Annotated in this window: 11 protein-coding genes and 1 pseudogene; 7 read left to right on the top strand and 5 right to left on the bottom strand. The window is 66.4% G+C overall.

Annotated features, from left to right (window positions below; translation table 11 throughout):
- Nucleotides 1-158 precede the first annotated feature (158 nt).
- From MKK65_RS26285 to MKK65_RS26275, 3 genes are all read right to left on the bottom strand, one after another.
- Nucleotides 159-296, bottom strand: coding sequence for a hypothetical protein (locus MKK65_RS26285; RefSeq protein WP_243961033.1), 138 nt, complete (start codon nucleotides 294-296; stop codon nucleotides 159-161).
- Between the two features lie 113 nt (nucleotides 297-409).
- Nucleotides 410-1,627: a DUF2325 domain-containing protein gene (locus MKK65_RS26280; protein WP_243961031.1), complete on the bottom strand. Its 1,218-nt coding sequence runs from the start codon at nucleotides 1,625-1,627 to the stop codon at nucleotides 410-412.
- A gap of 64 nt (nucleotides 1,628-1,691) precedes the next feature.
- Nucleotides 1,692-2,060 (bottom strand): winged helix-turn-helix domain-containing protein, encoded by a 369-nt coding sequence (locus MKK65_RS26275; RefSeq protein ID WP_243941901.1) that lies wholly within the window; start codon nucleotides 2,058-2,060, stop codon nucleotides 1,692-1,694.
- Between the two features lie 184 nt (nucleotides 2,061-2,244).
- Between MKK65_RS26275 and MKK65_RS26270 the strand changes: the two genes are divergently transcribed.
- Genes MKK65_RS26270 through MKK65_RS26255 form a run of 4 tightly spaced genes read left to right on the top strand, consistent with a single transcriptional unit; the run spans nucleotide 2,245 to nucleotide 4,888 of the window.
- Entirely contained in the window at nucleotides 2,245-3,300 is a 1,056-nt protein-coding gene (locus MKK65_RS26270) for an NAD(P)-dependent alcohol dehydrogenase (protein ID WP_243961029.1), read from the top strand.
- 50 nt (nucleotides 3,301-3,350) lie between these two features.
- Complete coding sequence (gene modA / locus MKK65_RS26265) at nucleotides 3,351-4,130, top strand: molybdate ABC transporter substrate-binding protein (protein ID WP_243961027.1); 780 nt, start codon at nucleotides 3,351-3,353, stop codon at nucleotides 4,128-4,130.
- A 36-nt stretch (nucleotides 4,131-4,166) separates the two neighbouring features.
- A complete protein-coding gene (locus MKK65_RS26260) occupies nucleotides 4,167-4,376 on the top strand; it encodes a molybdopterin-binding protein (protein WP_147907658.1) in 210 nt (69 codons plus the stop codon).
- A gap of 2 nt (nucleotides 4,377-4,378) precedes the next feature.
- Nucleotides 4,379-4,888 (top strand): hypothetical protein, encoded by a 510-nt coding sequence (locus MKK65_RS26255; RefSeq protein WP_243961026.1) that lies wholly within the window; start codon nucleotides 4,379-4,381, stop codon nucleotides 4,886-4,888.
- Nucleotides 4,889-4,912: 24 nt separating this feature from the next.
- On the opposite strand, the gene MKK65_RS26250 is transcribed toward MKK65_RS26255, so the two are convergent.
- Together MKK65_RS26250 and tsaA are read right to left on the bottom strand one after the other, a co-directional pair.
- Nucleotides 4,913-5,767, bottom strand: a complete 855-nt coding sequence (locus tag MKK65_RS26250; protein WP_243961024.1) for a substrate-binding domain-containing protein — start codon at nucleotides 5,765-5,767, stop codon at nucleotides 4,913-4,915.
- Between the two features lie 76 nt (nucleotides 5,768-5,843).
- A pseudogene (gene tsaA, locus MKK65_RS26245) lies at nucleotides 5,844-6,337 on the bottom strand (tRNA (N6-threonylcarbamoyladenosine(37)-N6)-methyltransferase TrmO).
- Between the two features lie 435 nt (nucleotides 6,338-6,772).
- Between tsaA and MKK65_RS26240 the strand changes: the two are divergent.
- From MKK65_RS26240 to MKK65_RS26230, 3 genes are all read left to right on the top strand, one after another.
- A complete protein-coding gene (locus MKK65_RS26240) occupies nucleotides 6,773-6,973 on the top strand; it encodes a hypothetical protein (protein WP_243961022.1) in 201 nt (66 codons plus the stop codon).
- 608 nt (nucleotides 6,974-7,581) lie between these two features.
- A complete protein-coding gene (locus MKK65_RS26235; protein ID WP_243961021.1) occupies nucleotides 7,582-9,288 on the top strand; it encodes a sensor histidine kinase in 1,707 nt (568 codons plus the stop codon).
- A 263-nt stretch (nucleotides 9,289-9,551) separates the two neighbouring features.
- Nucleotides 9,552-10,667: GAF domain-containing protein (locus MKK65_RS26230; RefSeq protein WP_243961019.1), on the top strand; the 1,116-nt coding region annotated here is incomplete at its 3' end.

Raw genomic sequence — 10,667 nt, 5'->3', positions numbered from 1 at the left:
GTCCCACCGATCATCTCAGCTCTCCGGGACCGGATTGACGCTGTCGTCGATCACGATATTGCCGAGCATGTGGCCTCCGGGCCTCTGCTGCGTCTGCATATAGGAGCGGTAGCGTTGGTCGTGAACGACCGAGTTGGGTCGTGAGCAGACTCTTGGCTTCACGCAGGAAAGATATGCAGCATCGCGCCGATCACGCCCATGCCGAACAGTGCCGCTGTAATGTACAGCCGCATCCAGCTTTCGCTATTGGTGGATGAACCGCTGTCGCCTTCAGGATCGTCAAACCAATCTGTCACACGGTCCTATCATGGCGGGTAAGTTGGGGAGCGGCCCTATGCAGGCTGCACGACGATGAGATAGCCTTGGCAGCGTCCTCCGGTTGCCTGCGGCCTTCGATCTGCTTGATCGCCTATGACGTGTTCACCAGCGGCATAACGACGTGCGTAAAGCTCGCCAGGCTAGCGCTCCGCACCGGGTGGAAAGGCTTGGCCTGAGCTTCGCAGTATCGTTTCAGATGCAGGCTCGCCTCGTGGCTGACACAGCTTACAGGGAACACCGCTAGATCCGCTTGCCCAACCAGCCCCGCCAATAGGCACAGGTTGTCCTCGATGCCGCCGTCGTGGTTGAGTAGCTTGCCGCCCCTGGCCTCCACAAAGCGGCGGAGATTGGCCACCTGACGCTGCCGGCCGCCGACATAGAGGATGATCCGCCCGTCGAGCCGTCCTGATGCTCCGTCATGGGCGATCTCTACGGTCGGCACATCCAGCTCTGCTTCAAGTGCAGCCAGTTCCCTTTCTATGGTTGACCGGCGGGCTATTTCCGCAGCGAGATCGGCGCTGAGGCGTTCGGCAGCACCAGTGAGCACCGCGAGCCGCTCCTCCAATGCGGTCGCATGCGCGGTCTCCCGGGCCAGCCGCACCTCCAGGCCGCGCGTTGACGGAGGTTCGACGACCGCAGTGACCGGGATGGGACGCTCGACCGCATTCTTCCTCGCACGTTCTCCGAGCTCGTCGCGCTCGCGCATAAGCGTCATGATGCGCTCGTCCCGTGCCGCGATCGCTTCATCCCGTCGGCCCAACTCCTCTTCGAGATGGCGCAGGCGGCAGATATCGGCCCGGTTCGACTGACCAACGAGGTGCGAGAGCATGTGCACCTCCCCGAAGATATCCTGCACCAGGGGCCAATCGGTCGCCGGATGGGTTATCGCCGCCCAGTAGGCACCCGGGATCTCGCCGCGCTCCAGTGAGATCTTCCATAGGGCACGTACTGCATCGGCCGTGTGGACTTCGTCGAAGCGCTCGACCTCTCGCTCGTGCCGCCGGTCCAGCGTCTTCTGCAGGAGACGACCGCCGCCATCCTTGCGGCCGGCGATCTGGACGATCTCGCCGTGCAGCCGGTGCTCGCTGATCGTCCGCGCGTCAGCCCGGCCGAGTTTGGCCAGGATCGCGCGAGCCTCGGCGTTGGTCAGACAGGTGCCGACGATCGAACAGTGCAGGTTCTCGGCAAGCTCCCAGATCCGATCGCGTGGCTTGTCAGCCGGGTCGACGGCGGGCGGCACGAATGGTGGGTGGCCGGCCGACGTGAGAGCGCGCAGGGCAGGACCGTCGAGGTAGGCATGTGGCGGCATCGGCGTCTCGGCAGGCGCTATATCCGATCAGATATAGCACTCTGTCCAAAAACAACTGGCTTGCCTAGGGGGAGGCCGTGGGCGGCTCGTCGTCCGCGTTCCGTTCAGAGGCGACGATCCGGTCGAGGAATGGGGCTGCAGCGCGATCGGCGGCACGCTCAATCGCGCGGTAGTGCGCTACGAGATCGGTTCCGAGGGCCGACAAGCGCGCGCCGCCCCCCGCCTTGCCACCGATCTGAGCCTCGACCACCGGCTGTCCGAACCCGCTGTTCATCGCCTCGATCAGCATCCACGCCCGGCGATAGGACATGCCGAGCGCCCGTCCGGCCGCGGATATCGAGCCGTGTTCGGCGATCATCTCCAAGAGCTGCACCTTGCCGGGACCGATACGGTTGCCGGGCCCGACGTCGATACGGATGCTCAGGCTTGCCATCGAACCTTCTTAAACACTCCACCCATCATCACAACGCGCCTCGCCACCGGTCGTAGCTGCGCAGGATTGAACCCTTCCCCACGCTGTATCCAAACGTATATAGCCAATCGCCGAGAGGGAGGCTCACCGAACCCTCTTCCATGCGCTCCTGGCTGAGCGGTCCTCCTTCAACGAGGTCGAGACGATGTTCCAGTGCACCGGCTACGCTGCCCAGAGCGCCGAGGCGCCGCTTGCGCCGTTCAGCTTCGAGCGTCGTGATCCGGGCGTATCCGACATCGAGATCGAGATCGTCTACTGCGGCGTCTGTCACTCGGACCTTCACACGGTGCGCGACGAGTGGGGCGGCACGCTCTACCCGTGCGTGCCCGGTCACGAGATCGTCGGTCGCGTCACTCGGGTCGGTGCCGAGGTCACGAGCTTCAAGCCGGGCGATCTGGCCGGTGTCGGCTGCATGGTCGCCTCCTGCCGCGAATGCCCCAGCTGTCGCGATGGGCTGGAGCAGTACTGCGAGCCGGGCTTCACCGGCACCTACAACGGCCCTGAGCCGCAGACCGGGGGCCACACCTTCGGCGGCTATTCGAGCCACATCGTCGTCGACAGCCACTTCGTCCTGCGCATCCCGGAAAACCTCGACCTCGCCGGTGTCGCCCCCCTGCTGTGTGCCGGCATCACCACCTACTCGCCGCTGCGTCACTGGAAGGTCGGACCGGGTCAGAAGGTGGGGATCGTCGGGCTCGGTGGCCTCGGACACATGGGCCTGAAGCTCGCCCACGCCATGGGTGCGCAGGTGACGCTGTTCACGACCTCGCCGGGTAAGGAGGCGGACGCCAAGCGCCTCGGGGCCGACGCGGTGGTGATCTCGAAGGATGCCGACGCCATGGCCGCGCTGGGCGAGAGCTTCGACTTCATCCTCGATACGGTCGCGGCCGAGCACGAAATTAACGCCTACCTCGCTCTGCTCAAGCGTGACGCTACGCTGGTCCAGGTCGGGGCGCCCGAGAAGCCGCTGCCGATGCAGGTGTTCAGCGTGATCTGGCGGCGGCGCAACTTCGCCGGCTCCCTGATCGGCGGGATCGCCGAGACCCAGGAGATGCTCGATTTCTGCGCCGAGCACGGGATCACCTCTGACATCGAGATGATCCCGATCGACCAGATCGAGACCGCCTATGCCCGCATGCTCAAGAGCGACGTGAAGTACCGCTTCGTCATCGACATGGCGTCGCTTTCGAAGGCGGCCTGAGCCCTCATCTCGACGTGCCTTCACCGCAGCCCCTCAAGGACCCACACCGTATGCGCAGTCTGATCCGCACCGGCCTCGCTGCCGCCGTGCTCCTCGCCGCCGGTGCGGCGCAGGCAGCAGACACCGCAACGGTCTTCGCCGCGGCCAGCCTGAAGAATGCCTTGGACAATGCAGGGAAGGCGTTCACTGCCCAGACTGGGGTCGAGCTCAAGGCGAGCTACGCCGCATCCTCGGCCCTCGCCCGGCAGATCGAGAGCGGGGCGCCCGCGGACCTGTTCGCTTCGGCCGACCTCGAATGGATGGACTACCTCGCCAAGAAGAACCTCGTCCGGCCGGAGACCCGGGTGAACCTGCTCGGCAACCGCCTCGTCCTGATCGCACCGAATGACACCAAGGAGAGCACGGTCGCCTTCACCCCGGAAGCGTTCGCGAAGGCGCTTGGCCCGGACGGTCGGCTGGCCACCGGCGAGGTCAACTCGGTGCCGATCGGCAAGTACGCCAAGGTCGCCTTCGAGAAGCTCGGCCTCTGGGGTGGTGTCCAGCCCCGTCTCGCCCAGAGCGACAACGTGCGAGCTGCTTTGGCGTTGGTCTCGCGCGGCGAGGCGCCCCTCGGCGTGGTCTACGAGAGCGATGCCCGATCGGATCCCGGCGTGAAGGTTGTGGGCGTGTTCCCTGCGGACAGCCACCCGCCGGTGGTGTACCCGTTCGCGGTCACCGTGGATGCAAAAGGCGAGGGCGCGCAGCGCTTTCTGGACTACCTCCGAAGTGCCGCGGCCAAGCCGTTCTTTGAGGCCCAGGGCTTCAGCATCATCGATGGCGGCAAACAATAGGCGGCCTCTAGACGGCCCGGCAGGAAAGCGAACGTCGTGAAGATCAGCGCACGCAACGTCATCAAGGGCACGGTGGTCTCGGTCGACAAGGGCGCCACCACGGCGCACGTCAAGATCGAGATCAGCCCCGGTCAGGTGGTCACCTCCTCGATCACCAACGAGGCGGTCGACAGCCTGAAACTCGTGGTCGGTGGCCAGGCCTACGCGGTGGTGAAGGCCTCCGACGTCATGATCGCGGTCGACTGACGATGATCTTCTCCCGCGCCATCTTTGCTACCGGACTGGTAGCCATCTCGGTCAGTGCGGCTATGGCCGAGGACGCCCCGGCCTGTGCAACCTTCGCATGGTCGGTCGCGCGGGAGCAAACCGCCTTCGCAGAGCCGAACCTGTCCGCTCTGACATCCGGTTCGGCTCTGCCGAGGGAGGCTGTCGCGGCGCAGCTGACGCTGAAGCCGGCTGCGGAGATCGCGCTACCCGTCCCGTCCGAGAGACCAGCGAAGCCCGATACGTTCTCAGGCTTCGTGACGGCCACGGTACCGGCTGCGGGTACCTATCAGGTGACGCTCTCGGACGAGGCCTGGATCGATGTCAGTCAGGATGGCCGCTCGACCCTGAAGCCTGCGGCCCACAGCGGCAAGGCGGGTTGCCCAGGCGTACGCAAGAGCGTGCGTTTTGCTCTCGATGCCGGCCCGGTGACGATCGAGATTAGCCGTGCAGCGCACCCACAGATCAAGCTCGACTTCCTCAAAGCCGAGTAGCCATGCGCTGGCGCAGCGAGCCCTTCACGGTTCGCTGATCGGTCCGAGTTCGTGGCGGGCGAGGATCGCCTGGCCTTTCTCGGAGACGAGGAACAGCGCGAGTTGCATCGCGTCCGAATTGTCGGTCAGCAGCGCCATGCCGTAGGTCGCCGGCACGGATAAGTTCGGCGGCAGCTGGATCAAGCTGAGGCCAGGGGCCTCCTTCATCGTGCCGCCCTGGCCGCTGCAGTAGTACAGCAGGGCGTCGGCGTTGTTGCCGAGGAACACCGTCGCGCTGGGGCTTCGCCCGGCCATGGGCACCATTGTATTCGGCGAACCCAGTAGCTTCAGCGCCTTCTTATCCAGCGTCGCCTTGGCACCGGGGTGGACGGCCTCGGCCCGGTCGAACACGGCTTGAGCGTAGTCGCCGCCTGGATCAGCGCCGGGCGTCGAGGTCGCGAGTCGCAAATCGGGCTTGAGCAGGCGGTCGAGGATGTTGTCGGGCGACAGGCCGAGGTCGGCACGGGCGAGTACGCACAGCTTGTTGCGAGCGAACGGCACGACAGCTTTAGCCTTGCCAGCCTCCACAAGACGACGCGGTCCAGCGAGGTCGGCTGAGAGGTAGAGATCCGCCGTCTCGCCGCCTTCGAGGCGCTGCCGCAGCAGCCCTGCAGGTCCGAAGGTCGGGGCGGCCACGGCTTCGGCAGGCAGGCCGGCGGCGGCGATCACGTCCTTGAGCGCAGCCACGAGACTGCCGGCGGCGTAGACCCGAACTGGTTCCGCTCGTGCAGCGGACACGGGCACCACGGCGAGGGCACCGAGGAGTGCGACGCGGCTGAGGAGGCGAGGGGAAAGCGAAAAGCGCGCGAGGGACAACAGCAACTCCAGACAACGCGGCATCGTTATATCCGGACGGATATAGCCAATATAAGACCAACGTCATCCCCGCAGTGAAGCCGAGCGCGTGACCGCTTGGTCAGCCCTCAGTTTCGAAATCACCCGCCTGCGGTGGGGCGATTGGCGTGAACAGGGTCCGGTCAGGCTTCAGGTCGAGGAGCGGTGTCCCATCCAGGCAGTCGAGGCCGCGCACCGTCAGAATGTTGCCCTCGATCGACACGAGCGTGACGATCGATGTGCCGATCGGGTTCGGTCGCACCGGCGAGCGCAACGCGAAAGTACCCCGCGTCGTGCCATCGTTAGCTGGCTCTGACGCACGAGGTCACGTCGGGACGCATTGAGCCAGTACAGCACCTCGATCCGAGCGAAGACCGCCACTCCGTCGAGAGCTGCGACCCAAGGCTCGAACAGCTCGATGCGGCAGGACGGACCGTCCAGCCTACCTTGCCGCGGGCAAGCGAGACGATCACTCCAGGATGTGTGGATACGGCCGATATAGACCAATCCAGCATCATTGGCCTCGGGCGCGGCGACTGCGATTTCGCCGGCTCTGATTTCATTGAGGCGCACCATGGAGGGCTTTCTCCCATGGACGCCTGACCCACGCTACCGGGTTCGCGCCAGCACCGAAACGCCTAACTACACGGGCGGGATGTTCGTTCGATTGCGAAATCATTGGCCATGGGCCGGCGCTCGCGGTGTCCAGCTCCCCCGCAACGCACCAACCCTACACGACCGCCCGGCCAAGGCTCCACGGGTAGGCGTCAGGGAACTGGCCTGCGCCCGCCTGTCGTCGCGTACTCACCCTTCCGCACGCCGTGCAGTGTCGCGAACGCTTCGGGTGCGCCGACGAGTGAGACAGCCTCCATAGCCATTCCGACCTGGTTGTCATCCACAGGCAGCCATCAGCAAGGCCGGAACTCGCCTATGCCGCGGTCGTTGACCCCTCAGATTGGATCTGTTCTAATTCGTAACAGAGCGGACCGACCGTCAGATAGGAGCACCGATATGACCAGCGCGCACTGCGACAGCTGCAAGTTTTTTGACGAGCACAAGGGCAATGGTGCTTCTGCGCAGGGCGATGCCGGTCTGTGCCGGTTCAACCCGCCTGTGAGCCAGCCGGCGCCGGAGTCGAAGGGCCTGTGGCCGGTCGTGTCGCCAGAGGACTGGTGTGGTCACTTCACCGCAGAGATGACTGCCGCCGAGTAAACCACTCTCGTCGCATCCCCTCAGGGGAACGTAGGGCCAGCCTTCGGGCTGGCCTTTTTTATTGCCGTGTCGTCAGGGCTGCGGATCAGCACAAGACGGGATTTCACACCGGCACAACGTCCATCCAAACCGCCAAGGTCCAGCACGGCCGTTCCATTCAGCTTGCCCTATTAGAACACAACGACAGGTAGCACTAACAGTAGTGTCGGATATTGGATCGTTTTTCTTACATCGGCAGCGGCGCTACGTACCGTTGAGTTCCGATAGGGCAAGCTCAATGGAACTGCATAGCCGGAACTTGACCTTGCCATCGATGATCGACGGTATGAGACCGCTCTTTTGGTTTGGTTGGGGTTGTGCCGCAGTCGTCCTGCCGTTTGCGCGACCATAAGGTTTCTGGGTCGTGCTTGGCGCTCGTAGACGAAGGCGCTACAGGCCGTACGGATGACCTCGACCGCGATCGATGGGTTTGCGGCCGAGCTGATGCCGTCCCACCCCGGCTTTCCCCCGCCGGACCGCAACCTATCCAGGATCAGCCTGCCCACCCGTGCTGGTGGCCGGTCGGAGAGATGCCACCTGCCCCTAAATCCTGTCGGCCGGGCATCTTGATGTCCCTGACCACCCGCATCCTGCTCCTCGTGCTGCTCGCCCTCGCCCCAGCACTCGCAATCCAGGGCTACAACGAGGGTGACCTGCGCGCCGCGCGTGACGAGGCCGTGCGCGCCGACACGATGGCGACCGCCCGGGCCGTCGCCGATGACTTCGCCCAGCTCGCCGACGGCGTCCACCAAGCGCTGGACCTCGTCGGCGAGGACCCGAGCGTGCGCAGCCTCGACGCCGTCCCGTGCACGGACTATCTCCGCCGTGCCGCCGCCCGGCTGCCGCACATCCTGTTGCTGGCTCTGGCCCGCCCGGACGGATCGCTCGCGTGCAACAGCGTCGGTTCGCAGCCCAGCGCCTACTCGAACGCCGAGCGCACCTATCACCGCCGCGCCCTGGCCGAGGGCGGCTTCGTCATGGGCGGCTACGCGCGGGGGACTGCGACCGGTAGGGCTTCGGTCCACTTCGCCCAACCCCTGCGCAGCGCGGGCGGGGCCATCGACGGCGTCCTGGTCGCGGCGGTCGATCTCGATTGGTTGTCGCAGTACCTGCAACAGGAACTGCGGCTGCCGAGCACGTCGCTCACCATCGCTGACGAAGACAACGTCATCATCGTACGCAAGCCGGATGGGACCGACTGGGTCGGCAAGCCAGTCCCCGCCGAGCGTATGGGGCTGCTGGCGAGCCGGGGCGAGGGTGTGCGCCTCGATTTCGGCATCGACGGGCGTGCGCGCATCCTCGCCAACGTCCGCCCGCGGGGGATGGCGGTGCGGGCCTGGGTCACGGTCGGGCGCGACCGCGACGTCGCCTTCGCCGACGTCGATGCAGCGGCGCACCGAGGCTCGATCCTCATCGGGCTGGGTGTGGCGATGGCCCTTGCCGCGGCCCTCGTGGCCGGGCGCCTGTTCATCCGTCGCCCGTTCGACCGCCTACTGTGCGCCTCCACCGCTTGGCAGACGGGCGACCTGACCGCGCGGACCGGTCTGGGCGGCGCCAGCGAGTTTGGGCGGCTCGGGGACAAGCTCGACGCGATGGCCGCCTTGCTCCAGCGCAACGAGGGCGAGCTGCGCGAGGAGATCCGGCGCGGGCATGCCCTGCAGGAGCGGCAGGTGACGATGCTGCACGAGCTGAACCACCGGGTGAAGAACACGCTCGCCACCGTGCAGTCGCTGGCGCGCCAATCGGCCAAGGGCGGTGAGGGACAGGCGGTGCAGCTCGAAGCGCGCATCCTGTCCCTGTCGAAGACCCACGACCTGCTCACCCGTGAGGACTGGAGCGGCGCCACCTTGAATGAGGTGTTGGAGAACGAGCTGTCACCCTACCGCGCCGGGTGTGACCACATCGTCCTCGACGGGCCCGAGGTGGCGCTGCCGCCGCGCCACGTCCTGGCGCTCGGCATGACCGTGCACGAGCTGACGACCAATGCAGCCAAGTACGGGGCGCTGTCGACGGCGGACGGTCGGGTCGAGGTGAGCTGGCGGGTGGATCGAAGCGAGACGGGGGCGGCGTGGTTACGCCTGACCTGGCGGGAAAGCGGCGGTCCGGCCGTCGCCCCACCGGCGCGCCGCGGGTTCGGGACGCGGCTGATCGCCGGCGGCGTCGGGCGCGAGCTGGCCGGGGACGTCGATCTGGATTTCGACGTGGACGGCCTGCGTTGCCGGATCGATGTGCCGCTGGCCGAGATCGGCAGCCGTATGCTCGCGCCGACACAATAGCCTCACCCTGTCGGTGAGGGCGGTAAGCCGCCAGATCCGCGTACCTGTGTCGCCCCGAAGATGAACACATCCGAAGTGGTGACGATCGAGATTAGATTAGGTCGCCGGGCCAAAGGCTTGGCGGGCTGTGGATGTCCGGGCTACAGCTCAGCCCGGTCCACCGAGGCCGCGCCGTGCATCTTCCACCCGCCGCCCTCCTCGGACGCATGACGACCGCCCCTCCCAAGCCCGATCACCTGCGCGCCCTAGCCGCCTACGCGGTCATGGGCACGCCACCGGAGAAGGGGTTCGATGACCTCGCCAGGATCGCGGCCCTGCTGTGCGGGGTGCCGACCGCGCTCGTGACCCTGGTCGACGATCAGCGCCAGTTCTTCAAGGCACGGGCGGGCTTCGACGGTGGATGCGAAGCACCGCTTGATGTCGGGTTCTGTCCGCTGGTGGTCAGGGCCGAGGCGCCGCTCATCATCCGTGACACGCGCGAGGAGGGCCATGCTGATAACGCGGCCGTCGCCGAGGGCGGGGTCCGCTTCTACGCCGGCATGCCGCTGCGAACCGCCGCCGGCGCGGTGCTCGGCACGCTGTGCGTGCTTGATCGGCAGCCGCGCCCGGAGGGACTGACACCGGGGCAGTCCGAAGGATTGGAGCGGCTGGCCGAACAGGTCGTCGACCAACTCGAACTGCGCCGTGCCCTGAGCGAGCGCGAGCGCCTGCTCACTGAACAGCGGGTGGCGACGCAGCAGCGACGCACCTACAGCCAGACCCAGGACGCGATCGCGGCGAGCGGCGGCGATCTCGACACCATCCTCGACGCCCTGATCGAAGGGGCTATGGGCGCCGTGCCCGCGGCCGAGGGCGGCGTCCTGGAATTACTCGCCGGCGAGGAGCTGGAGTACCGCACCGTCGGCGGAACCCTGACCCAGCATCGGGGCGTGCGCGTGCCGCTGGACGGCAGCACGTCCGGCGCCTGCGCCCGGGCCAACGAGCCAATCCTGCTGGCCGATGCTCTGCTCGACCCGCGGGTGAAGGCCGATCTTCGCGCGCTCATAGACCTTCGCTCGGCCGTGCACGCGCCGGTCAACCGTGGCGGCAAGGTGCTCGGCGTGCTCAAGCTGCAGTCGAGCAAACCCGACGCGTTCACCGACTACGATCTCCAACTGGTCAGAAACTTCGCCGGCTTGGCCACCGTCGGGCTGACCGAGGCGAGCGAGATCGCGGCGCAGCGCGCGGTGCGGGCGAGCGAGGCGCGCTACCGCGCCGTGTTCGAGAGCGCGATCGACTACGCGATCATCGTGCTCGATCTGAAGGGGAACGTCATCGACTGGAACGCCGGCGCTACCCGGATCCTGGGCTGGACCCCGAGCGACGTCTGCGGGAAGCCT

This window comes from Methylobacterium sp. J-001, assembly GCF_022829565.1.
GTDB lineage: Bacteria > Pseudomonadota > Alphaproteobacteria > Rhizobiales > Beijerinckiaceae > Methylobacterium.
This window is presented reverse-complemented; position numbering and strand designations above follow the sequence as displayed.

What these genes read in the sequence shown, in the direction of transcription:
- MKK65_RS26280 (WP_243961031.1), bottom strand. Translation starts at nt 1,627, where the DNA reads ATGCCGCCACATGCCTACCTCGACGGTCCTGCCCTGCGCGCTCTCACG.
- MKK65_RS26275 (WP_243941901.1), bottom strand. Translation starts at nt 2,060, where the DNA reads ATGGCAAGCCTGAGCATCCGTATCGACGTCGGGCCCGGCAACCGTATC.
- MKK65_RS26270 (WP_243961029.1), top strand. Translation starts at nt 2,245, where the DNA reads ATGTTCCAGTGCACCGGCTACGCTGCCCAGAGCGCCGAGGCGCCGCTT.
- modA (WP_243961027.1), top strand. Translation starts at nt 3,351, where the DNA reads ATGCGCAGTCTGATCCGCACCGGCCTCGCTGCCGCCGTGCTCCTCGCC.
- MKK65_RS26255 (WP_243961026.1), top strand. Translation starts at nt 4,379, where the DNA reads ATGATCTTCTCCCGCGCCATCTTTGCTACCGGACTGGTAGCCATCTCG.
- MKK65_RS26250 (WP_243961024.1), bottom strand. Translation starts at nt 5,767, where the DNA reads ATGCCGCGTTGTCTGGAGTTGCTGTTGTCCCTCGCGCGCTTTTCGCTT.
- MKK65_RS26240 (WP_243961022.1), top strand. Translation starts at nt 6,773, where the DNA reads ATGACCAGCGCGCACTGCGACAGCTGCAAGTTTTTTGACGAGCACAAG.
- MKK65_RS26235 (WP_243961021.1), top strand. Translation starts at nt 7,582, where the DNA reads ATGTCCCTGACCACCCGCATCCTGCTCCTCGTGCTGCTCGCCCTCGCC.